Here is a 25318-nt window from a genome sequence, read left to right as displayed (position 1 = left end):
ATCAGACGCCGGATGCCGCGTCGCCGTCCGGCACGAGGTCGATCATGCCGACGGGATACCACGGCGGCTGCGACGCGCGGAGCTCATCGAGGGCGACCCAGCGCACCGTCGTGTGATTGTCGAGCACGCGCAGCTCGACATCGAGGGGCAGCGCGTCGAGGTCGGGGCTCCCGACCGCGAAGACGTGCACGATCTCATGCCCGTGCAGACCGCCCTGCTCGAAGATGTTCTCCGTGATGGCCAGCGGCTCCGCGCGGGAGAGCGTCACGCCGAGCTCTTCGGCGAACTCGCGGACCACGGCATCCGCCGCCGTCTCTCCGAACTCGATCCCTCCCCCCAGTGCCCGGGCGAACACGCCGTGTCTCGCGGTGGCGGGGTAGATCTCGACGAGGGCGTGCCCGTCGCGCGCGACGAGTCCGACGGCGATGTTTCGGATGCGCTCCGATGGAGGGGTCACGGTGCGGTCCTCAGTTTCCGTCGAGGATGCGTCGGATCTTCTCCACGCGCGCCTGCACATCGCGTTCCGCGCCCAGACTCTTCGGCTCGTAATAGCGGCGGCCGACGAGCTCGTCGGGCAGGTACTGCTGCGCCACGACGCCGATGTCGGAGTCGTGCGGATACGCGTAGCCCTTGCCGTGGCCGAGTCGCTTGGCGCCCGGATAGTGCGCGTCGCGCAGGTGCTTGGGCACGCGGCCGAATCCCCCGCCGCGCACGTCGGCGATCGCCCTGTCGATCGCAAGATACGCCGCATTGGACTTCGCCGTCGTGGCGAGGTACGCCGTCGCCTCGGCGAGCGGGATGCGCCCCTCCGGCATTCCGATGAACTGCACGGCGTCGGCGGCCGCGACCGCGAGCGGGAGCGCGTGCGGATCGGCGAGGCCGATGTCTTCCGCGGCCGAGATGATGAGGCGTCGGGCGATGAACCTCGGGTCTTCCCCTGCCTCGATCATGCGCGCGAGGTAGTGGAGGGAGGCGTCGACGTCGGATCCCCTGATCGACTTGATGAACGCGCTGATGACGTCGTAGTGCTCGTCGCCCTGCCGGTCGTAGCGCAGCAGCGCCCGGTCGACGGCCTGGGCGACATGGTCGGCGGTGATCTCGACCGTGGGAGCCGCATCCGCTCCGCCGTCGTCATCGACCGTGGAGGGGGCCACGGACGCCGCCGCCTCCAGCGCGGTGAGGGCGCGGCGCGCGTCGCCCGACGCGAGCCGGACGAGGGCGTCGCGCGCATCGGGAAGCAGCACGACGGAGCCGTTCAGCCCGCGCGGATCGGCGACGGCACGGTCGACCAGGAGCGCGAGGTCGTCGTCGCTGAGCGTCTGGAGCGTGAGGAGGAGGGAGCGGGACAGGAGGGGCGAGATCACTGAGAAGGACGGATTCTCGGTCGTGGCCGCGATGAGCACGACCCACCCGTTCTCGACTCCGGGCAGGAGCGCGTCCTGCTGGGCCTTGGTGAAGCGGTGGATCTCGTCGAGGAACAGGATCGTCGAATGCCCGTACAGATCGCGTTGGGTCATGGCGTCCTGCATGACCTCGCGGACGTCGCGGACCCCCGCGGTCACCGCGGAGAGCTCGACGAAACGACGTCCCGACGAGCGGGCGATCGCCTGGGCAAGAGTGGTCTTCCCCGTCCCCGGGGGGCCCCACAGGATGACGGACGACGCCGTGTTCGCCGAGACGCCCGGGGCGGCGAGGGTCACGAGAGGAGACCCCGGTCGCAGCAGATGCGCCTGACCCGCGACCTCGTCGAGGGAGGTGGGGCGCATCCGCACCGCGAGCGGCGTCTGGCCCTGGAACAGTGCATCCCCCACGACCCCAGGCTAACGTGGACGTCGGACAGGGAGGTGGGCCGTGGATCTGTACGTCGTGCCTGCCGGGGTGCGCGGCATCGCCGACGCACTGGAGAGCCAGGTCGACGAGGTCTCGGGTGCGCGCCCCACGTTCTCGTGGAGCGATCTGGGCCCCGCGCACGTCTCGGCGGCGTTCTCCGACGCCAATCGCGCCGGCCACGACGCACGCGCGGCTGTCGCCGCTCGAATCGAGATCCTCGCACGCGCCTGCGATCGGGCGGCGGGGTCCTTCGAGAGCGTGGACCGCGGCCTCGCCCGCTCGGCGTCGACCGGCGCCGCCGCCGGCGCCATGCGGGTTCAGTGATGGGGCGGCCGGGCGACTGGTCAGCGGTCGGTCTCGATGAGGACCCCACGCCAGGCGACCCGGTCGCGATGGATGACCTCGCGACGCTCTACGGCGTGCGCGAGATCGAGATCCGGTCGGCCCTTCAGCACGTGAGCAGTGCCGAGCAGTCGCTGCGCTCCGGCGTCGTCTGGCTGGGAGTGGCCGCGACCGCGGCGGGGGACACCGCCTCGGAGATCTGCACTCTCCTGGAACGCATCGCGCGGAACCAGGGCGAGATCGGAACGTCGCTGCGTGAATGGGCGGGCACCGTCGAGCGACTTCAAGGCAGGGCCGATCGTGCCCTCGAACAGGCGCGGGTGGCGAGGGACGACCTCACCGATGCCCACGCACGACTCGATCGCGCAACGATCGAGGCGGCGGATGCGGAGGTCGCCCTCACCCGCGTCTCCCCCGACGATCCGCGCCCGTGGATCCGGTCGCAGTACGCGCAGGATGCCGCGAATGCGCGCGGCGAGCTCGTCCGCTCCCAGAACACCGCGTCGGATGCCGCATCGCGCCTGTCGGCGGCGACGGCCGACGCCGCCGCGGCGCGCGACGAGTACGACACGGCGGCCTGGGCATCCGCTGCGGCGTTCACCGCGGCCGCCGACGCCCTCAGGGGCGCAGGTGCGGTCCCCGACGGTCTCGGCGCGGCCCTGGTCGCCCTCGCATCGGGCCGCGAGGGTGCGACGACCTCCGACGAGCTGCTGCGACTGCTGAAGACGCTCACTCCCGAGCAGCTCGCCGCCCTGGCCGCCGAGAACCCCTCGATCCTCCAGTCGCTGTGGGACGATCCCCCGGCCCCTGACCAGGTCGCGCGGTGGTGGAACGCGCTCGATGTCGAGGAGCAGACGGCGCTCGTGGCACTCGCGCCCGCGATCCTCGGCAACCTCGCGGGCCTGCCCTACGGCATCCGCGACCGCGCCAATCGCGCCGTCCTGCGGGCCGCGACCGCGTCGTACGACGACCTCACCGATGCGCAGAAGCGGGCGGTGGACCAGATGAACGCGCTGCGCCGTCGGGCCGGCATCGACGACGTCCCGTTCCAGATCACGGCCCTGCATCTCGGCGCGCGGCCCCCGCTCGGAGCCTTCGCCTACGGCGATCTCGACAGCGCCGACAACGTCACGTGGGCGGCACCGGGGATGGACAACGACTTCGACAATCGAGAGTCCTCGTGGGGCCGCGCCACCCTCAATCTGTACGAGGAGCAACGGCGGCTGGGCGCGGGGGCGGCGGTCGTGGGATGGATGGGCTACGACACGCCCGACATGGTCTCCGTACTCGGAGAGGGGCTCGCCCGGGCCGGCGCCGCCCGCTTCGCCGTGGAGATCGACGGCACGCATGCCGTTCGCGCCGGCAGCGCTTCCGGGATGCCGCACATCGCCGTCGTCGCCCATTCGTACGGCACGACGATGGCCGCCGACGCGCTCATCCTGACCACGCACCCGGTCGACTCGTTCACGATGGTCGGGTCGGCGGGCATCGATCAGGGGTGGGTCGCGGAGCTGTCCGATCTGAACGTCGCGCGCGTCCACGGCATCCCCGCGGTGTACACGACCAGCGCGACGCTGGACGACCTCGCCCCGTACGGCGCCTACCTCGCCGGACGCGAGAACCCCAATCCGACGCAGGCCGATGTCCGCGGGTGGGACATCCGGGGGGCGTGGTCGTTCTCGTCCGACGGTCAGGCCGGGTTCGGACCGGCCGCCGGACACGGCGTCATCGGGCACGGCGACGATCGCAGCGGATTCCTCGGCGCGGAACCGCCGGAAGGACAGGGCTACTTCGACAAGGGCACGCAGTCGCTCCGCGGCATCGCGGCGACGTCGACCGGCCAGCCCGAGCGTGTGCCGGGAGCCCTCGTGCCCACGGCCGATCAGGATCGTCCATGAGCCTCGGCGCGAAGCGGGCTGCGGCCCTCACGATGACGATCATCACGACAGCACTTCTGGGAGGATGCGCCATGCAGGAGCAGGACGCGACGGGACCCGGTTTCGCCGACGCCCGGGAGCAGGTTCTCGACCGCACGCGGTTCACGATCGAGGCATCCGGACTGCCCGACGGCTGGGTGCGCGGTACCGCGACGCCGTGGGACCCCCAGACGGCGGAGTTCTACGCCTCTCCCTGCTCGACCGGGGAAGGCGGCTCGGGCGCCGGCCGCATCGAGCTCACCCTCGACCACGATCCGCTCCCCGACGACGACGCAGAAGCGGTCGTGCGCGCGGTGTGGGATGCCTGGGAAGGCGAGGGGTACGACGTGTCGTGGGTCGTCGGGCCCGGCGACGTCGATGTCGAACACGTCGATCTGTCGCTGCGTGTCGACGGAGCCGACGGACTCGTGGCCGTCTTCGGGGCGACGGAGCATCTCGTGAGCATGGACGTCATGAGCGACTGCTCCACCCGACCCGACATGGATCCGCGGCCGGGTCGTTCGGGCTGAACGGTGCTCGCGTCGCGGTTTGGACGCCCCCGACGGCCTGCGTAGGATCGACTCGCCCCGGAGGCCCCGGGACGAGGAGGATTCGTGGCTGCCAAGGATCGCGGAGCGCGCGCGGAGCGCGAGCGAGCACGCCTCTACCAGGCGCGTCAGGACTACCAGGACGGCCGCGTCCGGCGTCGTGTGCGTGACAACCTCGTCGCCGGCATCGCCGGCGGTGTGCTCATCCTCGCGGTCGTCGGCGGGCAGATCGCCTACTTCACGATGGGCCCGGGCGTGCCCGAGCCGACGCCGACGGGCACCTCGACGTCCGTCCCGACGCCGAGCCCGACGCCGACGGGGGATCCGACGCCGGCGCCCGACGCGACCGAGCCTGCGCCCACTCCCACGCCCTGAGTCGATCGGCCCCGCCGTACTAGGCTGGTGCGCGTCCATCCCCCGAAGGCGGCACGAGCCGCATTGAGGTGCATTCCGTGACTGCCGCAGCAGACCCCACACCCGAAACCCCCGCCGATCTCGACGCCGTCGTCGAAGAACCGACGAGCGACGCCACCGAGTCGACCGCCGGCGTCGACGAGCCGACGAGCGCCGCTGAGCAGACCGATCCCGCTCCGGCCGAAGACGATGCGGCCTCGGAGGCCGCAGTCGACGAAACCGCACCCGCGGAATCCGAGCCCGTCGAGGCCGCGGAGGCCGCCGAAGCGCCGGTGACCGACGAGCCGGAAGCCGCCGAGTCCACCGAGCCGGCGGCTGCGCCGGCTCCGGTGCCCCACCCCTCGCCGCGCCCGATGCCGACCCCGAAGATGGTCGCCCGCCCGAAGCCCCCCGTGGCTGCACCGCGCCCGACCGAGACCGCGCCCGCCCCGGCACCCACCGGAGAGCCGTGGGGTCGGGTCGAGGAGGACGGCACCGTGTCGGTCCGCGAAGGCGACGAGTGGCGTGTGGTCGGGCAGTACCCCGACGGAACGACCGACGAAGCCCTCGCCTACTTCGAGCGCAAGTTCGCCGACCTCGTGAGCGAGGTCACGCTGCTCGAGGTGCGTCACCACAGCGGCGGGGCGTCGGCATCCGATCTGCGGGCGACGGCAAAGCTCGTCCGGGACAAGATCACGGGGGCCGCTGCCGTCGGCGACCTGGCATCGCTCGAAGCCCGCGTCGCGGCGCTGACCGAGGAGCTCTCGGTGGCGACGCAGGCCGAGTCGGCCGCTGCGCGCGAAGCGGTCGACGAGGCGGTCAAGGCACGCACGGCCCTCGTGGAGAAGGCCGAGGCCCTCGCTGCCCGCGATCCGCGCAGCGTGCAGTGGAAGCAGGCATCCGTCGACATGACGGAGCTCTTCGACGCCTGGCAGGCGCAGCAGAAGACGGGTCCGCGCCTCCCGAAGGCGGCTGGCCAGCAGCTCTGGAAGCGGTTCCGCGACGCGCGCGCGACGGTCGACAAGCACCGCCGCGAGTTCTACGCCGAGCTCGATGAGGCCCACAAGGGCGTCCGTGAGCGCAAGGCGAAGCTCGTGGAACGAGCCGAGGCGCTCGCCCCCAAGGGCGAGGACGGCATCGCCGCGTACCGCGAGCTGCTGGATCAGTGGAAGACCGCCGGTCGCGCCGGCAAGAAGGCCGACGACGCGCTCTGGGCGCGTTTCAAGGCCGCCGGCGATGCGCTGTACAGCGCCCGCGGTGAGCGGGAGGCGGTCGAGGCCGAGGAGTCGCGCGAGAAGATCGTGCAGAAGCGCGCCCTGCTCGTCGAGGCCAAAGCGGTCGCCGACGAGCCGGAGATCGCCAAGGCGCGTCAGCTCCTCACGAGCATCCAGCGGCAGTGGGATGAGATCGGCCGGATCTTCCCGAGGGATGCCGAGCGCACCCTCGACGACGACCTGCGGAAGGTCGAGAACGCCCTCCGCACGCGCGAAGAGACCGACTGGAAGCGGAACAATCCGGAGACGAAGGCGCGCGCCAACGACATGACGCGTCAGCTCACCGACGCGATCGAGAAGCTCGAGGCCGAGCTCGCCGCTGCGAAGAAGTCCGGCGACGCGTCGAAGATCGCTCAGGCCACCGACGCGCTCGAAGCTCGCAAGGGCTGGCTGCGAGCACTCGGAGGCTGACACCCGTCCTCCCTCGGCTCCGCTGCGAGGGAGGTTGTCCACAGTCGCGCATGACGCGGGAACGGCGACGGATGCCGTGGGCCACACTGGCTCACATGCATCCGTCGCCGTTCCTGTATTTCGCGGATGACCGTCTCTCCACGGCCGAGCTCTCCGCCGCTCGGCTCGACGGACACCTGGTCGAACTCGGCGACGCCTACATCCCGGCAGACGCCGTCGAGACCGCGGGGCTCCGCGCCGGGTCGCTGCGCGGCATCCTGGGCGACACGCTCGCTGCGACGCATCTGACGGCCGCCTGGGTGCATGGAGCCCTTCCCTTCCCCCCGGTGCGCCATACGGTCCAGCGGGCGGTCGAGAGGCGCCTCCACGCCGTGATCGATCTGCGGCTCCTCTACCGCGACGGCAGCGTCGCCGCGACAGACGTCGTGCTCCTCGGAGGCGTGCGCGTCACGACGCCCGTGCGCACCCTGGCCGACCTCGCGCGGGTGCCCGATGAGGCCCACGCCCACGCGGCACGACTGCTGGCCGCGGCGTACGCGGGTCTCGCACGAGAGGCTGCCGACCGGCTCGAGCGCTCGGGGAAGCTCCCGCACAAGCGCTCCGGACTGGTCTTCCTCCGAGGTCTCGCCGCCGCAGAAGACGCGGTCGCGGGCCGCGCCCCTACGACGACGTGACGCGGTAGACGTCGTAGACGGCGTCGATGCGCCGCACGGCGTTCAGCACCCGATCGAGGTGCACGATGTCGCCCATCTCGAAGACGAACCGGCTGATCGCCAGGCGGTCGCTCGAGGTCGAGACGGTGGCGGAGAGGATGTTGACGTGATGCTCGCTCAGGACGCGGGTGACGTCGCTGAGCAGGCCCGAGCGGTCGAGCGCCTCCACCTGGATCTGCACGAGGAAGATGCTCTTGGTGGTCGGCGCCCACTCGACGTCGATGATGCGCTCTGCGTCGTTCAGGAGCGACTGGACGTTCGTGCAGTCGCTGCGATGCACCGACACGCCGCTCCCCCGCGTGACGAACCCGAGGATCTCGTCGCCGGGCACCGGTGTGCAGCACTTGGCCAGCTTGACCAGGATGTCGGGCGCTCCGCGCACGAGGATGCCGGAATCGCCGCCCCGCGGTGCCCGTGAGCGTCCTACGGCGGGGATGTCGATGGGCCCGGTCGACGTGTCGGCGGCACTGACGAGCGCCGTGACCTTCTCGATCACCGACTGCGTCGACACGTGCCCCTCGCCGACCGCGGCGTACAGCGACGACACATCCTCGTAGCGCAGCTGCTGGGCGACTTCGGCGAACGAGTCCTGACTCATCAGGCGCTGAAGCGGCAGGTTCTGGCGGCGCATCGCACGGGCGATGGCCTCCTTGCCCTGCTCGATGGCCTCTTCGCGCCGTTCCTTCGCGTACCAGCCGCGGATCTTGCTGCGCGCCCGGGTGCTCTTCACGAAGCCGAGCCAGTCCTGGCTGGGTCCGGCATCCGGATTCTTCGACGTGAAGACCTCGACGACGTCGCCGCTCTTCAGCTCGGACTCGAGGGGCACGAGGCGGCCGTTGACCTTCGCGCCCATCGTGCGGTGCCCCACCTCGGTGTGCACCGCGTACGCGAAGTCGACCGGGGTGGCCCCGCTCGGAAGTCCGATGACCCGACCCTTCGGGGTGAAGACGTAGACCTCCTTCGCACCGATCTCGAAGCGCAGCGAATCGAGGAACTCGCCCGGGTCGGCCGTCTCGGCCTGCCAGTCCGAGATGTGCGCCAGCCACGCCATGTCGGTGTCGACCGACTTCGAGTCGACCTTTCCGCCGGCGACCTGCTCCTTGTACTTCCAGTGCGCCGCGACGCCGTACTCCGCCTGCTGGTGCATCTCGTTCGTGCGGATCTGGATCTCGACGGTGCGGCCGCCCGGCCCGATCACGGTCGTGTGCAGTGACTGGTAGAGGTTGAACTTCGGGGTCGCGATGTAGTCCTTGAAGCGTCCGGGAAGCGGCGTCCAGCGTGCGTGGATCGAGCCGAGCACGCCGTAGCAGTCGCGCACGCTGCCGACGAGCACCCGGATGCCGATGAGGTCGTAGATGTCGTCGAACTCGCGGCCGCGCACGACCATCTTCTGGTACACGGAGTAGAGCTGCTTGGGGCGGCCCATGACGCGTCCGCGGATGCGCAGCTCGCGCAGATCGGCGTCGACGGCGTCGATCACGCTCTGCACGTACTGCTCGCGCTGCGGCGTGCGCTGCTTCACGAGGCTCTCGATCTCGGCGTAGAGCTTGGGATGGAGCACCGCGAACGAGAGGTCCTCGAGCTCCGACTTGATGGCCTGGATGCCGAGCCGGTGCGCCAGCGGCGCGTAGATCTCTAGGGTCTCCGTCGCCTTCTTGGCGGCCTTGTGCGGCGGCACGAAGCCCCACGTGCGCGCGTTGTGGAGGCGATCGGCGAGCTTGATGAGCAGCACCCGGATGTCTTTCGACATCGCCACGATCATCTTGCGGACGGTCTCGGCCTGCGCGCTCTCGCCGTACTTGACCTTGTCGAGCTTGGTGACGCCGTCGACGAGCATCGCGACCTCGTCGCCGAACTCGGCGGTGAGCTGGTCGAGGCTGTAGTCGGTGTCCTCCACGGTGTCGTGCAGGAGCGCCGCCGTGATCGCCTTCGGTCCGAGCCCGAAGTCGGCCAGGATCTGGGCGACGGCGAGCGGATGCGTGATGTAGGGCTCGCCGCTCTGACGCACCTGGCCGGAGTGGGCCTTCTCGGCCACCGTGTAGGCGCGCTCGATGACGGAGAGATCGCCCTTGGGGTGGTTCGTGCGGACGGTGCGCAGCAGCTGCTCGAGCCCGTCCCGTCGGGCGGAGCGCGAGAAGATCCGCGGTACGAGCCGGCGGAGCGACGAGGACTGGGCAGACGCGGGGGCGGTCTCGGTCATGTCGGACTCCTCCCCTGCGACGGACTGCTCAATCCTATGCCCGCGGCGCCGGGCCGCAGACCGACCCGAGACGACCGAAAGGGCAGGTCTCCACCGGGGTGGAGGCCTGCCCTCTGGAACCGGGTCGGGTTACGCCGAGGCGGCGGCGAGCTCGCGGGACGCGAGGACCCGCGCGTCGCGCGCCTTGATGGCGGGCTCGTTCTCGCGCATGAGCGAGTACAGCGGCGACGCGACGAACACCGTCGAGTAGGCCGCGACGATCGTGCCGACGAAGATCGACAGCGAGATGTCGGTCAGGGTCTGCGCGCCGAGCCACAGGGCGCCGATGAACAGGATCGCCCCGGTGGGGAGGACCGCCACCACGGTGGTGTTGATCGAGCGCACGAGGGTCTGGTTGACCGCGAGGTTCACGGACTCGCCGAACGTGCGCCCGGAAATCTCGCCGTCCTCCGCGGTGTTCTCCCTGATCTTGTCGAACACCACGACGGTGTCGTAGAGCGCGTAGGACAGGATCGTCAGGAACCCGATGACGGCGGCGGGCGAGATCTCGAATCCGAACAGCGCGTACACGCCGATCGTGATGACGAGCACGTCGACCAGGCCGATGATGGCGGCGACCGACATCTTCCACGTGCGGAAGTAGATCGCCAGGATCAGGAACGTCAGCGCGAGGAAGATCGCCAGTCCCCACAGCGACTGCCGGGTGACGTCGGCTCCCCAGCTGGGACCGATGAACGAGTAGCTGACTTCGTCGGCGGCGACGTCGAAGCGTTCGGCGAGGGCGGCCGAGACATCCCGGCTCTCCTGATCGGTGAGCTGATCGGTCTGGATGCGGAGGGTGTCGGTGCCGACCGTCACGACCTTGGTGGTCGCGCTGGGGACGACCTCGCGCACGACCTCGCTCGCCAGATCCTGGTCGGGTGTGGCCACGCCGGACACCGTGAACTGCGATCCGCCGGTGAACTCGATCGAGAACTGGATCGGACGCAGCAGCGGTACGAGCGCCGCACCGATGACGAGGATCGCCGCGATGATGAACCACAGGCGTCGGCGGCCCACGAAGGGAACAGAGGTCTTGCCGGTGTAGAGGTCGTTGCCCAGCTGGTTCATGGTGCGCATCAGACGTCACCTTCCTTGCCGGTCGTGCCCGGTCTGCTGTCGCCCGACTTCGCGTCGAGCTCCGCCTGCTTTCGCTCGGCGATGGTCTGGCGCCGCTCGGCTTCGCCGCGCGACTTCTGCGAGCGACGTGCCGCCTGCGTCTTCGCGGTCGCCGGCACCGGGGCACGGAACTGCGCGCGACCGCGGTAGACGGCGCCCAGCGCCTCCGGGTCGAGGCCCGACAGCGGGTGTCCACCGCCGAAGAACCGCGTACGCGCCAGCAGCTGGAGCACGGGGTGGGTGAAGAGGATGAAGATCAGGACGTCGATCGCGGTCGTGAGACCGAGCGTGAACGCGAAGCCCTTCACGTTGGCGTCGGCCAGGATGTACAGCACGATGGCGGCCAGGATGTTGACCGACTTCGAGATGTAGATCGTGCGCTTGGCACGGCCCCAGCCGTCCTCGACGGCGCTGGTGATCGACTTCCCGTCGCGCAGCTCGTCTCGGATGCGTTCGAAGTACACGATGAACGAGTCCGCCGTGAAGCCGATCGTGACGATCAGGCCCGCGACGCCCGCGAGCGACAGACGGAAGCCCATGCGCCACGCGAGGATGCACAGCGTGATGTACGTCAGGACACCCATCACCACCAGCGACGCGATGATCACGGCACCGAGCGCGCGGTAGACGATGAGCGAGTACAGCGCGACCAGAGCGAGACCGATCAGGCCGGCGACGAGACCGATCTGCAGCTGCTGCGAGCCGAGGGTCGCGGAGATCGCATTGGAGCTCTCCACCGAGAAGCTCAGCGGCAGCGCACCGTACTTCAGCTGGTCGGCGAGGGTCTTCGCGGACTCCTGAGTGAAGCTTCCGGTGATGCTCGGCTTGCCGTCGAGGATGACGCCGTTCATCGACGGCGCCGACAGCACGAAGCCGTCGAGCACGAAGGCGAACTGGTTGAGCGGGGCAGTGGCGCCGTAGAGGCGCTGGCTGATCTGTCCGAACGTCTCGGTGCCGTCGCCGTCGAAGGTCAGGTTGACGGCCCACTGGCCGTTGTTCTGCTGCATGCCGAACGTGGCGTCGTCGATCGACGAGCCGTCGAGCTCGACCGGTCCGAGGATGTACTTGATCGTGTTGGACGCGTCGCAGGTGATGAGCGGCTGGTCCTGGGGCGCGTTCGCCGGGTCGTTGGCGGGATCGGCGCAGTCGTACACGAGGAACTGCGCGTAGAGCGAGTCGGTGATCCACGCGGGGTCGCTGCCGTTCGTCGGCGACGTCGTCGGCGTGGAGTTGAGCGACGGATCGGGCGTCGGGTAGGGCGTGGCCGTGCCGTCCTCTCCCACGAAGCTGGTCGCGGGAGCGCCGGTGAACAGGACGGCGCGCAGCTGCAGCTGCGCGGAGGCCTCGATGCGGTTGCGGGTCTCCTCGTCGGCGACGCCGGGGATCTGCACCACGATCTGGTTGCCGGCCTGCGTCGTGACATCGGCCTCGCTGACGCCCGAGGCGTCGATGCGCTGGCGGATGATCGTGGCGGCCTGGGCCATCTGTTCCGCGGACGGCTCGGCGCCGTCGGGCGTGTTCGCCTCGAGGATGATCTGCGTGCCGCCCTGCAGGTCGAGCGCGAGCTCGGGGGCCCACGAGCTGCCCTTGAAGACGTACACGCCGAGGGCGTTGATGCCGAACAGGACGGCGGTGATCACCAGAAGCCAGGTGAGCGCGCGCCAGGCGTGCCGGACGGGGGTGGGAGTGGCCACGAAGGGTCAGCTTTCTCGGGTGCCCGCGAAGGGCGGACGGATCAGGCCTGCGGCTTGGCGCCGGGCTCGGTGTCGGTGTCGGCCGTCTTCTCGGCCTCACGAGCGGCCTTCTCGGCGGCGATCGCGTGGTCGTCGCTGATCGACGTCTCGAAGCCGTTCGCGACATCCGACGCGTACTCGGCCTGGTCTGCCTCGGCCTCGAGGAACTCGTCCTCGGTCACGACGCCCTCGGTGGGGCTGACCACGCGGAGGATGGCCTGGCTGTGCACCTTGATCTCGACGCCCGGAGCGATCTCGACGATCGCGGGCTGGTCGAGGTTCTCGACGTCGTACGCCACGATCGTGCCGTACAGGCCGCCCTGCAGCAGCACCTCGGCACCCGGCACGGTCTGGCGGGCCTTGGTCTCCTGCTCCGCCTTCTGCTTCTGCATGCGGCGACGCGAACTCCAGAACATGAAGATCAGGAGGACGAACAGGATGATGATCAGGCCGTACTGGCCGAAGAAGGTCGCGAGATCCATGGAGTGTGCGGACACCTTTCGGGTTCGGGCGCGCCGTGGGCGGCGCTGCCTCGAAGAAGGGGGTGATGTGGCGAAAGCCTTCAGTGATTATAGGTCATCGAATCTGAGGGCCCCGTCGGGGGCCGCGACGCCCAGATGCGCGTAGGCCTCGGGCGTCGCGACGCGTCCGCGCGGGGTGCGCCCGAGGAATCCGATCCGCACGAGATACGGCTCGACGACGGACTCGATCGTGTCGGATTCCTCGCCCACCGCGACCGCGAGGGTGCTGAGGCCGACGGGACCGCCGCGGAAGCGTCGCACGATCGCATCGAGGACGGCGCGGTCGAGGCGGTCGAGGCCGATCGCGTCGACGTCGTAGAGGGCGAGGGCGTGCCCCGCATCCGTCACCGACACCTCCGAGCCCACCCGCACTCCCCGCGCCGTGCCGGCACCCGTCGACGGTCCGTGCACGAGCGCATAGTCGCGCACACGGCGCAGCAGGCGGTTCGCGATGCGGGGAGTCCCCCGCGACCGTCGGGCGATCTCGACGCGCGCGTCGTCGGCGAGCCGAACGTCGAGACGCTCGGCCGAGCGGCGGACCACCACTTCGAGCTCATCGGTCTCGTAGAACTCGAGGTGCGCGGTGAATCCGAAGCGGTCGCGCAGCGGATTGGGCAGCATCCCGGACCGCGTCGTCGCCCCGACGAGGGTGAACGGCGCGAGGTCGAGCGGGATGCTGGTGGCACCGGCGCCCTTGCCCACCATGATGTCGATGCGGAAGTCCTCCATGGCGAGATACAGCATCTCCTCGGCGGAGCGCGCCATGCGGTGGATCTCGTCGATGAACAGCACTTCGCCGGGGGTCAGGCTCGACAGCAGAGCCGCGAGATCACCGGCGTGCTGGATGGCCGGACCGCTCGAGAGCCGGAGGGGACGCCCGCTCTCGTGCGCGACGATCATCGCGAGGGTCGTCTTGCCGAGACCCGGTGGACCGGACAGCAGGATGTGGTCGGGGGCGCGCTGCTGGATGCGCGCTGCGTCGAGCAGGAGCTGGAGCTGCGCGCGCACCTTCTGCTGTCCGACGAACTCGGCGAGCGACGTGGGACGCAGCGCGCCCTCGATCGCGAGCTCGGTCTCATCGATCGGATCGTCGATGTCGCGCAGGTCATCCACCGACGGACTCCTTGCGCGCGGGCCCGAGCATCGCGAGCGTGAGACGCAGCAGCGCCGAGACGGATGCGCGGTCGGACTCGCCGGCGTCCGCCGCGACGGAGGCGACGGCATCCGCCGCCACGCGCTCCGACCACCCGAGTCCGATCAGCGCCTGCGTCACCTGCACCGCGACAGCGGGGGCCGCCGTAGAGACGCCCGCGACGACGGTCGGCCGGGGAGGGGCGAGCTTGCCGGAGAGCTGCACCACGATGAGCTTGGCCGTCTTGGGGCCGATGCCCGAGACCCGCCGGAAGGGGGCGTCGTCGTCGGCGATGACGGCCTCGGCGATCTGATCCACCGTGAGCGTCGCGAGCACACCGAGGGCGGATTTCGGCCCGACGCCGGTCACCCCGAGCAGCTGGGTGAACACGACGAGCTCTTCGCGGGTCTCGAAGCCGAACAGGGTGAGCGCGTCCTCCCGCACGATGAGGTTCGTGTGCAGGTGAAGGTCGTTCCCGGTGTGCGCGCCGTGGAGGAGCTGCGGCGAGACGAAGACCGACAGGCCGACGCCGCCGACCTCGAGGACGAGCGATTCGGCGTCGACGTGGGCGATGCGCCCCCGCAGCGAGGAGATCATGCAGCGAGCCTACGGAATGCTTCGGAGATTTGTTCGAGCGACACGCACGCCTCAGCGGCGGGTCAGGCGCTCGGCCTCGGCCCACGCGCGCTGGGCGGGCGTCAGAGGGGCGTCGGAGGGGGCCGCGAGTCCGCCGCGCCAGGCATGGCACAGCGCGAGTGCCAGGGCGTCGGCGGCATCCGCCGGCTGGGGCAGAGCGTCCAGACGCAGGATGCGGGCGACCATGGTCTGCACCTGACGCTTGTCTGCTGCGCCGTAGCCCGTGATCGCCGCCTTGACCTCCGTCGGGGTGTGCGTCGCGGCGGGGAGCCCCCGCTCCCCCGCCAAGAGCAGCGCGATCCCGCTCGCCTGCGCCGTCCCCATGACGGTGCTGCGGTTCTGCTGGGCGAACACGCGCTCGACGGCCACGACATCCGGTCGGTGCTCTTCGATCACCGCGCGGATCCCGGCGGCGATCGCGGCGAGCCGCTTCTCGATCGGCGTGCCGGGGTCCGATCGCACGACGCCGACGTGCACGAGCGTCGCGGAGCGGTCGCGCGCGACGTCGACGACGCCCACGCCGCAGCGGGTCAGGCCGGGGTCGACCCCGAGGACGCGAAGGCTGGGCACTCCCCCACGCTAAACGCGACGAGGGCGCGCCCGGGTCAGGCGCGCCCTCGTGCACGGGCTCGGCGGTCGGCGCCGATCCCGCGGAGGTTCAGTCGTCGGCGGCTTCGAGCTCGGCCTGCACCTCGGGGGTGAGGTCGAAGTTGCTGAAGACGTTCTGCACGTCATCGCTGTCTTCGAGGGCGTCGATGAGGCGGAAGACCTTGCGCGCGGTCTCGGCGTCGACCTCCACCTTGAGGTTGGGGACGAACTCGACGTCGGCCGACTCGTAGTCGAGGCCTGCGGCCTGCAGCGCGGCGCGCACCGGCACGAGGTCGGAAGCCTCGGTGGTGACCTCGAAGCCCTGCGCGTGCGGCTCGACCTCTTCGGCGCCCGCTTCGAGCGCCGCCATCATGACGTCGTCCTCCGTGGTGCCCTCGCCGGAGACGACGATGACGCCCTTGCGGGAGAAGTTGTACGCGACCGAGCCGGGGTCGGCGAGCGTGCCGCCGTTGCGCGAGAGGGCGGTGCGCACTTCTGCGGCCGCGCGGTTCTTGTTGTCGGTCAGACACTCGATCAGCAGCGCGACGCCGCTGGGTCCGTAGCCTTCGTACACGATGGTCGTGTACTCGACGGCGTCGCCCCCGATACCCGCACCGCGCTTGACGGCGCGATCGATGTTGTCGTTGGGGACCGACGTCTTCTTCGCCTTCTGGATGGCGTCGTACAGCGTCGGGTTGCCTGCGATATCGGCTCCGCCGAGCTTCGCGGCGACCTCGATGTTCTTGATGAGCTTGGCGAAGGACTTCGCACGGCGGCCGTCGATCACGGCCTTCTTGTGCTTGGTCGTCGCCCACTTGGAGTGGCCGGACATGACGACAAGTCTATTCCGACTGCTCGTCCGCCCGCGCAGATCTCGGCGCAGGGGCGGTTGCAGCGGGGGCGGTTGTATCAGGACTCCACCCGGAGAACACTTCGTGGCATGGACGAACGACAGCGTGCGCTCGACGCCGCGCATACGGCATCCCTCGCCTTCCTCGATTCCCTCGTCGATCGACCGGTCTGGCCCCGCGTGGGGATCGACCACATGATCGACGTGTTCGGCGGCGACCTTCCCGACGAGGGGATGGATGCCGCGACCCTCGTCACCGACCTCGCCGAGCGCGCCGGACCGGGCCTCGTCGCGATCCCCGGCGGCCGCTTCTTCGGCTTCGTGATCGGCGGCACCCTCCCCGCCGCGCTGGCCGCGGACTGGCTCGTGTCGACCTGGGACCAGAACTCGGGATCGAGCACCCTCACACCGGCGACCGTGGCCCTCGAGCGGGTGGCCGGCGAATGGGTGTGCGATCTTCTGGGTCTGCCGGCAGGAGCCGCCGTCGGCTGGGTCACGGGAGCGCAGGTGTCGAACGTCGTGTGTCTCGCCTCGGGGCAGCACGCCGTCCTCCGGCGTGCGGGATGGGATATCACGGTGCAGGGACTGCGCGGAGCGCCGTCCGTGCGATTCGTCGTCGGTGCGGACCGACATGGCTCGATCGACCGCGCAGCGCGGTTCTGCGGCATCGGATCGGCGGAGTTCACGGTCGTGCCGTCCGACGACCAAGGCCGGATGCTGCCGACCGCGTTGGAGGACGCTCTCGCGGGAGACCGCGGAATCCCGACGATCATCTGCCTGCAGGCCGGGGAGGTGCACACGGGCGCCTTCGACCCGTTCGGCGAGCTGATCGAGATCGCGCGGCGGCTGGCGAACGTGTGGGTCCACATCGACGGTGCGTTCGGCCTCTGGGCGGCGGCATCCGACGACCTCCGGGAGCTCACCCTCGGCATGGAGGGCGCCGACTCGTGGACGACGGACGCCCACAAGACGCTCAACGTGCCCTACGACTGCGGCATCGCCGTCGTGCGCGACCCCGCAGATGCGATCGCGATGTTCCGCACGGGCGGCGACTACCTCATGTTCACGAGCCTCGATCCGTGGGACGTGAATCCCGAGCTGTCGCGGCGCGCCCGCGGAGTGCCCGCCTGGGCGGCGCTGCGGGCCCTCGGTCGCCGCGGCGTGGGTGGGCTCGTGGACCGCCTGCACCGCAACGCCCTGCGGCTCGCGGCCGGTCTCCGCGACATTCCTGGCGTGTCGATCGTGAACGACGTGCCGTACACGCAGGTGATGTTCCGCCTCGATACCGACGAGGCGACGCAGGCCTTGGGCGCAGCGATCCTCGTCGAGGGGACGGCGGCTCTCACGGGTGCCCAGTGGCGCGGAGCGGCGGCGCTCCGCTGCTCGATGTCGTCGTGGGCGACGACGTTCGACGATGTCGACCTGACCGTCGCCGCGATCGGGCGGCTGGTGACCGGGATGCGATGAGCCGCTCCGCGGGTGGGATGATCGGGGAGTGAAGATCCTCTCGATCCAGTCGGCCGTCGCCTTCGGTCACGTCGGCAACTCGGCCGCCGTGTTCCCCCTCCAGCGCATCGGCGTCGAAGTGCTCCCGGTCTACACCGTGAACTTCTCGAACCACACCGGCTACGGAGCCTGGCGAGGTCCGCTCATCTCCCCCGCCGACGTCGCCGACGTGATCGCCGGCATCGAGGACCGCGGGGTGTTCCCCGAGATCGATGCGGTGCTGTCGGGCTACCAGGGCAGCGAAGGCATCGGCGACGTCATCGTCGACGCCGTGGCACGCGTCAAGGCGGCCAACCCGAGCGCGATCTACGCCTGCGATCCGGTCATGGGGAATGCGAAGTCGGGATGCTTCGTGGCCCCGGCGATCCCTGTCCTCCTCCGCGAGAAGGTCGTGCCCGCCGCCGACCTCATCACCCCCAACCAGTTCGAGCTCGGCTTCCTGACCGGCACGGAACCCGATTCGATCGAGTCCACGCTCGCCTCGGTCGACGCCGCACGCGCAATGGGTCCGCGCACCGTCCTCGTCACGAGCGTCGAGCGGCCCGACCGTGATCCGGAGACGATCGAGATGCTCGCGGTCGACGACTCCGGCGCATGGATCGTGCAGACGCCCCTGCTTCCGATGAAGGCCAACGGATCGGGCGACGTCACGGCCGCGCTGTTCACGGCGCACTACCGCGCCACCGGCGATGCAGCCGATGCGCTGGCACGGACGGTGTCCAGCGTGTTCGATCTGCTCGAGAAGACGCATCTCTCGGGTCAGCGCGAACTGCAGCTGGTCGAGTCGCAGGGGGCGTACGCCCATCCTCGCCTGCAGTTCGCCGTGCGTCAGGTCCGCTGATGAGCTCCGAGGGCGATTCCGCTCACATCCTCGAGGTGATCACGGGCAGCCGATTCGCCGACGCGGTGCCCGGGCGCGTGACGATCGTGCGCGTGCCTCCGCCCGCCGGTCGACGCCGCTACCAGGAGTGCGAGATCGAGCTGCTGGCCGAGGCATCCGGAATCGCCCCGCGCACCGTCGTCATGACGGTCGTCTTCGATTCCCGGCGGTGGCCCGACGCCGGCCGCGTGCTCCCCGCACGCATCTCCGTGCGACACCACGACGCGGTCGACGTGAACTGGGACGCACTCGGGGGCTGACGGCTCGACTCAGTCGTCCCAGGCCGCCGCGACGGCCTCGCGCACGTCCCCCAGCAGCTGCGGCAGCGCTTTGGTGCGGGCGATGATCGGGAAGAAGTTCGCGTCGGCGCTCCATCGCGGCACGATGTGCTGGTGCAGGTGCTCGTCGACGCCGGCGCCCGCCACGGCTCCCTGATTCATGCCGATGTTGAAGCCGTCGCACCGTGAGACCCTGCGGAGCACGCGCATGCCCTGCTGGGTGAGCGCGCCGATCTCGGCGATCTCCTCGGGAGTCGCCTGGTCGTAGGTCGCGACGTGACGGTACGGACACACGAGCAGATGGCCGGAGTTGTACGGGAAGAGGTTCAGCAGCACGTACGCGGTCCGGCCCCGCGCGACGATGAGGCCCGCCTCGTCGGACTTGTCGGGAGCCGCGCAGAACGGGCAGTCGTCGCGCAGCACCTGCGGGCCCGCCTGGATGTACGCCATCCGGTGCGGAGTCCACAGACGCTGGAAGGCATCGGGCACGCCGGCGAACCCTTCGACGGGCTCGGGGTCCGGGACCTCGGCCCCTGATCCTGAGACCTCGGTCCCTGAGCCCGTCGAAGGGTCGCTCACGCGAGATCCTCGGCGGTGTTGACGAGCGTCTTGGCCGCGATGGCGTGCCGGATGCGGCGCACCGCGTCGGCGATCGGAACGCCGTTCTCCTGCGAGCCGTCGCGGAAGCGGAACGACACGGTGCCCGCGTCGCGATCGGCGGCGCCGGCGATCAGCATGATCGGCACCTTCTGCGTCGTGTGGGTGCGGATCTTCTTCTGCATCCGGTCGCTGCTGTGGTCGAGCTCGGCGCGCACGCCGTCGGCCTTCAGCTGCACGACGACTTCGCCGAGGTAGTCCGCGAAATCGTCGGCGATCGGGATGCCGACGACCTGCACGGGTGCGAGCCAGACCGGGAACGCGCCCGCGTAGTGCTCGAGCAGGATCGCGAAGAACCGCTCGATCGATCCGAACAGGGCGCGGTGGATCATGATCGGGCGGTGCTTCTCGCCGTCGGGGCCGGTGTACTCGAGGTCGAAGCGCTCGGGGAGGTTGACGTCGACCTGCACGGTCGACAGCTGCCACGTGCGGCCGATCGCGTCCTTCGTCTTCAGGTCGATCTTCGGACCGTAGAAGGCGGCCTCACCCGGCACCTCGGTGACCTTCAGACCGCTGGCGTGCGCGACGTTGCGCAGCGCACTCGTCGAATACTCCCAGAACTCGTCCGAGCCGATCCACTTCGACTTCTCGTCGTCGCGCATCGACAGCTCGAGCTCGAAGTCCTCGAGTCCGAAGTCGCGCAGCATCGAGATGACGAACTCCAGAACGCGGGTGGTCTCCCCCTCGAGCTGGTCGGGCGTCACGAACAGGTGCGAGTCGTCCTGCGTGAACCCGCGCACGCGGGTGAGGCCGTGGATCGTCCCCGACAGCTCGTTGCGGTACACCGTCCCGTTCTCCGCGAGGCGCATCGGGAGGTCGCGGTAGCTGCGGCCCCGCTCCTTGTAGATGAGGATGTGCATCGGGCAGTTCATCGGCTTCAGGTAGTAGTCGATGCCGGCCTTGGTGATCTCGCCGTTCTCGTCGCGCTCCTCGTCCATGTGGATGGGCGGGTACATGCCCTCCTTGTAGGTGACGAGGTGGTTGGACTGCAGGAAGAGATCCTGCTTCGAGATGTGGGGCGTGTAGACGTACGTGTAGCCGCCCTCGATGTGGCGCTTGCGGGCGTGCTGCTCCATCTCGCCGCGCACGATGCCGCCGCGGGGATGCCAGACCGACAGGCCAGATCCGATCTCGTCCGGGAACGAGAAGAGGTCGAGCTCCTTGCCGAGCTTGCGGTGATCGCGCTTGGCGGCTTCCTCGAGGCGCTCCTGATAGGCGCGCAGCTCGTCCTTCGTCGGCCAGGCCGTGCCGTAGATGCGCTGCAGCTGGGGGTTCTTCTCGCTCCCCCGCCAGTACGCGCCGGCGACGCGGGTGAGGTCCCAGCCGTTGCCGATGTAGCGCGTGCCGGGCACGTGGGGTCCGCGGCAGAGGTCCTTCCACACGGTCTCGCCGTTGCGGTCGACGTTGTCGTAGATCGTCAGCTCGCCGGCGCCGACCTCCACGGAGGCGCCCTCGGTCTTCGCGATCTCGGTCCCTGAGCCCGCCGAAGGCCCCTTGAGCCCGATCAGCTCGAGCTTGAACGGCTCGTCGGCCAGCTCTGCGCGCGCCTCGTCGTCGGTGACGACGCGGCGGACGAAGCGCTGGTTCTCGCGGACGATCCGCTCCATCTCCTTCTTGATCGCCTTGAGGTCCTCCGGCGTGAAGGGCTCGTCGACGCCGAAGTCGTAGTAGAAGCCGTTCTCGATCGGCGGACCGATGCCGAGATCCGACTGCGGTCGGATGCGCTGCACGGCCTGGGCGAGCACGTGCGCCGACGAGTGGCGCAGGATGCCGAGGCCTTCGGGGCTGTCGACCAGGACGGGCTCGACGACATCGGTCTCCTGCACGAGGGTCGCGAGGTCTTTCAGCTCTCCGTTCACGCGCAGGGCGACGACGGAGCGGTCGGGGAAAAGTGCGAAGCCGTCGGCGGGGTAGGCCGCGTCCGACGGGATGACGACGTCAGTCAAGGGAACTCTCCAGAGGATGCGTGGATTCCAGGCTACCGTCGGCGCGCGGATGCGCCGCGGCGGTGCTCAGCTTCGGACGCGCTGGCGTCCTGCCCGCTCAGGCCTGCGGAGTTCGCGTGCCGGTGACGGCGACGACGGTCGCGACGTGCCGGCGGAGTTCCATGTGGCCATGGTACCCGCGCGGACGGGGATGATGGATGCCGTGAAGCTCGCGATCGTCGGCGGTGTGCTGCTCGTCCTCGGCGGGCTGGCGATGGCGCTCGGCCTGCTCCCCGCCTCGGACGCCCTCGTGATCGCCGACCGCGTGTGGCCGATCCTGCTGTTCGTCGTCGCCGTGACGATCGTCGCCGAGCTCGCCGCAACCGCGGGCGTGTTCGACGTCGCAGCCTCCTGGCTCGCCCGCGTCGCGAAGGGGCGTACGTGGGTGCTGTGGCTGCTCGTCGTGGTGCTGGCGATCGCCGTGACGGCGTTCCTCTCGCTCGACACCACGGCGGTGCTGCTGACGCCCGTCGTGGTCGCCGTCGCCCGCGCCCATCGCCTCGATCCGCTTCCCTTCGCGTTCGCGACGGTGTGGCTGGCCAACACGGCATCCCTGTTCCTTCCCGTGTCCAACCTGACCAACCTGCTCGCCGTCGAGCGGGTCGGTGCGGGGCATGCGGGCTCGTTCGTCGCGCTCCTGGGGCTTCCCGCCCTCGTCGCCGTCGTCGTCACCTGTGCCGTGCTCGTCCTCGTGCACCGCCGTGCGCTGCGCGGCTCCTACGCCCCGGCACGGCCCCCCGTGGTCTCCGACCGCGTGCAGCTCGTGGTCGCGGCGTCCGTCGTCGTCGTGCTCCTGCCGCTCCTGGTGAGCGGACTGCCTCCCTGGATGCCGGCACTCGCCGCGGCGGTCGTCCTGGGCATCCTCTTCGCGTGGCGGTCGCCGGGTGCGCTGCGCTTCGCGCTCGTGCCGTGGCAGCTCGTGGTGTTCGCGGCGGGGCTCTTCCTCGCCGTCGGAGCCCTGGAGGCGCTCGGATCGGGTGCGGTGGTCGCGGCCGCCACGGGCACGGGAGACGACCTGCTGTCGCTGTGGCAGCTCTCGGGTGTCGGGATGCTGGGCGCGAATGCGATCAACAACCTGCCGGCGTACCTGGCGTTCGAGTCCTCGGCCGACTCCCCGGCGCGGCTGGCCGCGCTCCTGATCGGTGTCAACGCGGGCCCGCTCATCACACCGTGGGCGTCCCTCGCGACGCTGCTCTGGCACGCCCGGCTCACGGCCGTGGGCATCGACGTGCCGTGGCGGCGCTACGTGCTCCTCGGGCTGATCACGGCGCCGCTCGTGGTGGGCCTCTCCGTCATCCCGCTGGCGCTGTTCTGATTCCGCTCGCGCGGCAGCTCTCGACCGTGCTGCGCATCTTCGCGCCGCGCGCAGGACCCGACAGCCTCGGTGTGCGGAATTCAGCCGACGGTGAGGTCGACCTGGATCTCACCGGCGATGCGTTCGAGCGCGCCGGTCGCCTCCGCAGCGTCGACACCGGACGGGATGTGCGCGCTCACGGTCGCCTCGAACAGCGTCCCGCCCGACATGGGCGCTTCCAGCGTGCGACTCGTGAAGCGGTCGATGCTGAGACCGTGGTCGACGAGGGCGCGGGTGATGTCGCGCACGATGCCGGGGTGGTCGTTGCCGAGCACGGTGAACGACAGCTTCTCCCCCGCCGGCGCGGCCGCTCCCCTGCTCGCGTGCGGAGTGATGTACAGAAGCCCGTCGAGGCTCTTCAGCTCCTCGGTCAGGGCCGCGAGCGAATCGTCCGGAACCGAGATCAGCACGATCCCCGCGAACGCCCCGGCGAGCTCGGCGAGCTCACTGCGCTCCCAGTTGCCGCCGTGGGTGGCCACGGCATCCGCCAATGAACGGACGAGTCCTGCCCGGTCGTCTCCGACCAGGGTGAGCACGAGCTGAGCCATGCCGTGAGCCTAGCGCTGTGCGTCGGCGATGGACCGGCGGACGCCCGTTCGGCGCAGGGCGAGCACGGCGACCGCGTAGGCCGCTGCCCCGAGGAGCGCCAGGCGCACGTCGAGGCCGAGCTCCATGACCAGGAACGCGGGGACGAAGGCGAGCAGCACCCCGAGCGCGACCGCACCTGTCCGCGGCGCCGGGGGCAGCGACGGCATCGCCTCCCACCGCGCGACGACGAGGGAGAGGGCGTAGAGCAGACCCATCACCACGAGGAACATCGGGATCCGGCTCCACCACCACGCGGCCGTCGCCGGGGCTGGTGCCGCACCCGGGATGAGGAGCGTGAGTCCGGTCACCGCGAGGATCACTGGAAGGTGCCAGAGGTAGATCGTCATGAGGCGGCCGCCGACGATGAAGACGACCCCCTGGGCCACGCGATGCCGCATCAACGCCGTGAGCGGATCCTTGAGCAGTCGCAGGATGCAGGCCTGCGCGAGTCCGAGAACGACCAGCGGCAGAGTCGGCGGGTTGAGGTTCTCGAGCATGCTCACGTCGTACGGACCGAGGGCGGTCAGCGGCCACAGGGCGAGATAGCACGCGATGGCGATCACGACGAGGACGGGGCCGCGGAGGCGGTCGAACACCCCGCGGAAGTACAGGATGCCGAACTGCTGGCACAGGAGCCAGACGAAGGCGAGGTTGAACAGCCCGATGTCTTCGAGTCCCGTCGAGTAGCGGAGCGCATCGACCCCGACGACGGCGACGGCGAGCACGACCACGGTGAGGCGCGGGGCCGCGGCATCCCGTCTCATCATGAGGGGGACGGATGCCTGGCACAGGAGGTAGGCCGCGAGGAACCACAGGGGCGATCCCGCACCGACGGCGGCCGCGGCGACGATGTCGGGGGCGAGTCCGAGGAGTGAGGCGGCAGTCAGGACGACGGCGAAGAACACGAACAGCGGAAGTGCCGGCTGAGCCAGGCGCAGGGCGCGGCCCCGCACGAAGGCGGTCGCCGTGCCGCCCCGGGCGGTGTGCGAACGCCATCCCGCTGCCGACGCGAATCCGCCCACCACGAAGAAGAGCGGCATGATCTGACCCGCCCATGTGGCGGCCGGGAACCAGGGCTGGAGCTCTGCGGGCCGCGTGACGACGAGCGCGCCGTCGGGCCCGGCGCCGATGCCCACCTGCACGAGGTGGATGACGACGACCAGCAGCACGCACGTGACGCGCGCGAGATCGAGGGTGAGGTCGCGCGTGGCCAGATCGATCTCGGGCGGGGCGGTCCGGGTCATGGCACCTCCGTGGGCTGCTCGCACCCGAATGTACGGCAGGAGCCCTCCTCGTGCGGGCGGCGACGCGTGCTGTGGAGAAGTCGGAGCGCCACCATCGCCGCAGACTCGGGCGGGAACGAAAAAACCCCCGGGAATCCGGGGGTTTCTTGGTGCGCGATACTGGGATCGAACCAGTGACCTCTTCCGTGTCAGGGAAGCGCGCTACCGCTGCGCCAATCGCGCCTGTACAGGCTGTTCAGTTGTCCGGCGAGGTGGCGACGGGATTCGAACCCGTGTAAACGGCTTTGCAGGCCGGTGCCTAGCCGCTCGGCCACGCCACCATGTGGTTCGACCCACGTGTCGTGATCTCTCGAGAGAGATCCCCGCACTCGAGCGGATGACGAGATTCGAACTCGCGACCCTCACCTTGGCAAGGTGATGCGCTACCACTGCGCTACATCCGCGTGACCCTGGTTTCCCCGGGCACTTGATCGACTTTAGCCGACGAATGCCGGAGCGCAAAACCGACACGATGTCGCGCGTGTCACCTCTCCCGGTTCGTGACCTGCCCCCGGCATCCGGTACTATCGAGACTCGGTCCT

Annotated in this window: 24 protein-coding genes and 3 tRNA genes; 10 read left to right on the top strand and 17 right to left on the bottom strand. The window is 70.0% G+C overall.

The genetic code is table 11. The features are described from left to right. Position 1 precedes the first annotated feature (1 nt). Entirely contained in the window at positions 2-457 is a 456-nt protein-coding gene (locus tag B0B14_RS07055; RefSeq protein ID WP_076680721.1) for an NUDIX hydrolase, read from the bottom strand. A 10-nt stretch (positions 458-467) separates the two neighbouring features. Continuing rightward, entirely contained in the window at positions 468-1766 is a 1299-nt protein-coding gene (locus B0B14_RS07050) for a replication-associated recombination protein A (protein WP_076681324.1), read from the bottom strand. Between the two features lie 85 nt (positions 1767-1851). On the opposite strand from B0B14_RS07050, the gene B0B14_RS16505 reads away from it, so the two are divergent. The 6 genes from B0B14_RS16505 to B0B14_RS07020 all read left to right on the top strand — a co-directional run bounded on the left by B0B14_RS16505 (position 1852) and on the right by B0B14_RS07020 (position 7388). Then, a complete protein-coding gene (locus B0B14_RS16505; protein WP_076680720.1) occupies positions 1852-2154 on the top strand; it encodes a hypothetical protein in 303 nt (100 codons plus the stop codon). Between the two features lie 68 nt (positions 2155-2222). Further along, positions 2223-4070 (top strand): alpha/beta hydrolase, encoded by a 1848-nt coding sequence (locus B0B14_RS07040; RefSeq protein WP_083710383.1) that lies wholly within the window; start codon positions 2223-2225, stop codon positions 4068-4070. Next, a complete protein-coding gene (locus tag B0B14_RS07035) occupies positions 4067-4618 on the top strand; it encodes a hypothetical protein (RefSeq protein WP_076680719.1) in 552 nt (183 codons plus the stop codon). The genes B0B14_RS07040 and B0B14_RS07035 overlap by 4 nt, the downstream gene beginning before the upstream one ends. A gap of 84 nt (positions 4619-4702) precedes the next feature. Beyond that, positions 4703-5011, top strand: coding sequence for a dioxygenase (locus tag B0B14_RS07030; protein WP_076680718.1), 309 nt, complete (start codon positions 4703-4705; stop codon positions 5009-5011). A gap of 392 nt (positions 5012-5403) precedes the next feature. Continuing rightward, the gene (locus tag B0B14_RS07025; protein WP_179085297.1) at positions 5404-6714 is read left to right on the top strand and encodes a DUF349 domain-containing protein; all 1311 of its coding nucleotides are present in this window, start codon (positions 5404-5406) and stop codon (positions 6712-6714) included. A 95-nt stretch (positions 6715-6809) separates the two neighbouring features. Then, positions 6810-7388 carry a type IV toxin-antitoxin system AbiEi family antitoxin gene (locus B0B14_RS07020; RefSeq protein ID WP_076680717.1) on the top strand — a complete coding sequence of 193 codons (579 nt, stop codon included), beginning with the start codon at positions 6810-6812 and terminating at the stop codon, positions 7386-7388. Here the strand turns inward: B0B14_RS07020 and B0B14_RS07015 are convergent. The 8 genes from B0B14_RS07015 to B0B14_RS06980 all read right to left on the bottom strand — a co-directional run bounded on the left by B0B14_RS07015 (position 7375) and on the right by B0B14_RS06980 (position 16227). Beyond that, complete coding sequence (locus B0B14_RS07015) at positions 7375-9627, bottom strand: RelA/SpoT family protein (protein ID WP_076680716.1); 2253 nt, start codon at positions 9625-9627, stop codon at positions 7375-7377. The two genes, B0B14_RS07020 and B0B14_RS07015, sit on opposite strands and share 14 nt — an antisense overlap. Before the next feature lie 129 nt (positions 9628-9756). Continuing rightward, entirely contained in the window at positions 9757-10746 is a 990-nt protein-coding gene (secF, locus tag B0B14_RS07010) for a protein translocase subunit SecF (RefSeq protein WP_076680715.1), read from the bottom strand. Further along, the gene (gene secD, locus B0B14_RS07005; protein ID WP_076680714.1) at positions 10746-12479 is read right to left on the bottom strand and encodes a protein translocase subunit SecD; all 1734 of its coding nucleotides are present in this window, start codon (positions 12477-12479) and stop codon (positions 10746-10748) included. Before secD ends, secF begins: the two co-directional genes overlap by 1 nt. Before the next feature lie 41 nt (positions 12480-12520). Then, the gene (gene yajC, locus B0B14_RS07000) at positions 12521-13000 is read right to left on the bottom strand and encodes a preprotein translocase subunit YajC (RefSeq protein WP_076680713.1); all 480 of its coding nucleotides are present in this window, start codon (positions 12998-13000) and stop codon (positions 12521-12523) included. 87 nt (positions 13001-13087) lie between these two features. Next, on the bottom strand, positions 13088-14152 hold the full coding sequence (gene ruvB / locus B0B14_RS06995) for a Holliday junction branch migration DNA helicase RuvB (protein WP_076680712.1): 1065 nt from the start codon (positions 14150-14152) through the stop codon (positions 13088-13090). After that, a complete protein-coding gene (ruvA, locus tag B0B14_RS06990; RefSeq protein WP_076680711.1) occupies positions 14145-14768 on the bottom strand; it encodes a Holliday junction branch migration protein RuvA in 624 nt (207 codons plus the stop codon). The genes ruvB and ruvA overlap by 8 nt, the downstream gene beginning before the upstream one ends. A 51-nt stretch (positions 14769-14819) precedes the next feature. Then, positions 14820-15377 carry a crossover junction endodeoxyribonuclease RuvC gene (gene ruvC, locus B0B14_RS06985; RefSeq protein WP_076680710.1) on the bottom strand — a complete coding sequence of 186 codons (558 nt, stop codon included), beginning with the start codon at positions 15375-15377 and terminating at the stop codon, positions 14820-14822. Between the two features lie 88 nt (positions 15378-15465). After that, on the bottom strand, positions 15466-16227 hold the full coding sequence (locus tag B0B14_RS06980) for a YebC/PmpR family DNA-binding transcriptional regulator (protein ID WP_076680709.1): 762 nt from the start codon (positions 16225-16227) through the stop codon (positions 15466-15468). Between the two features lie 108 nt (positions 16228-16335). Here B0B14_RS06980 and B0B14_RS06975 point away from each other — a divergent pair, with 108 nt between their 5' ends. Genes B0B14_RS06975 through B0B14_RS06965 form a run of 3 tightly spaced genes read left to right on the top strand, consistent with a single transcriptional unit; the run spans position 16336 to position 18891 of the window. Further along, complete coding sequence (locus tag B0B14_RS06975; RefSeq protein WP_076680708.1) at positions 16336-17712, top strand: pyridoxal phosphate-dependent decarboxylase family protein; 1377 nt, start codon at positions 16336-16338, stop codon at positions 17710-17712. A gap of 28 nt (positions 17713-17740) precedes the next feature. Beyond that, positions 17741-18592 carry a pyridoxal kinase PdxY gene (gene pdxY, locus B0B14_RS06970; protein ID WP_076680707.1) on the top strand — a complete coding sequence of 284 codons (852 nt, stop codon included), beginning with the start codon at positions 17741-17743 and terminating at the stop codon, positions 18590-18592. Then, the gene (locus B0B14_RS06965) at positions 18592-18891 is read left to right on the top strand and encodes a hypothetical protein (RefSeq protein ID WP_076680706.1); all 300 of its coding nucleotides are present in this window, start codon (positions 18592-18594) and stop codon (positions 18889-18891) included. Before pdxY ends, B0B14_RS06965 begins: the two co-directional genes overlap by 1 nt. A 9-nt stretch (positions 18892-18900) precedes the next feature. On the opposite strand, the gene B0B14_RS06960 is transcribed toward B0B14_RS06965, so the two are convergent. Next, positions 18901-19398: an HIT family protein gene (locus B0B14_RS06960; RefSeq protein ID WP_076681321.1), complete on the bottom strand. Its 498-nt coding sequence runs from the start codon at positions 19396-19398 to the stop codon at positions 18901-18903. An 86-nt stretch (positions 19399-19484) separates the two neighbouring features. Continuing rightward, positions 19485-21512, bottom strand: coding sequence for a threonine--tRNA ligase (gene thrS / locus B0B14_RS06955; protein WP_076680705.1), 2028 nt, complete (start codon positions 21510-21512; stop codon positions 19485-19487). 169 nt (positions 21513-21681) lie between these two features. On the opposite strand from thrS, the gene B0B14_RS06950 reads away from it, so the two are divergent. Further along, positions 21682-22866, top strand: coding sequence for an SLC13 family permease (locus B0B14_RS06950; RefSeq protein WP_256714286.1), 1185 nt, complete (start codon positions 21682-21684; stop codon positions 22864-22866). An 80-nt stretch (positions 22867-22946) separates the two neighbouring features. Here B0B14_RS06950 and B0B14_RS06945 read toward each other — a convergent pair whose 3' ends face one another. The 5 genes from B0B14_RS06945 to B0B14_RS06925 form a co-directional block, all read right to left on the bottom strand. Next, a complete protein-coding gene (locus B0B14_RS06945; RefSeq protein WP_076680703.1) occupies positions 22947-23453 on the bottom strand; it encodes a glycine cleavage system transcriptional repressor in 507 nt (168 codons plus the stop codon). A 9-nt stretch (positions 23454-23462) separates the two neighbouring features. Beyond that, entirely contained in the window at positions 23463-24737 is a 1275-nt protein-coding gene (locus tag B0B14_RS06940; protein WP_076680702.1) for an acyltransferase family protein, read from the bottom strand. A 147-nt stretch (positions 24738-24884) separates the two neighbouring features. Then, positions 24885-24959: transfer RNA gene (locus tag B0B14_RS06935), tRNA-Val, on the bottom strand. Between the two features lie 27 nt (positions 24960-24986). Beyond that, positions 24987-25057 (bottom strand) — tRNA-Cys (locus B0B14_RS06930). A gap of 51 nt (positions 25058-25108) precedes the next feature. Then, positions 25109-25180, bottom strand: a tRNA-Gly gene (locus tag B0B14_RS06925). Between the last annotated feature and the right edge of the window lie 138 nt (positions 25181-25318).

It is taken from the genome of Microbacterium sp. RU33B (genome assembly GCF_900155915.1).
Taxonomy (GTDB): domain Bacteria; phylum Actinomycetota; class Actinomycetes; order Actinomycetales; family Microbacteriaceae; genus Microbacterium.
The sequence above is the reverse complement of the archived record's forward strand: the minus strand, read 5'-3'. Positions and strand labels throughout refer to the sequence as shown.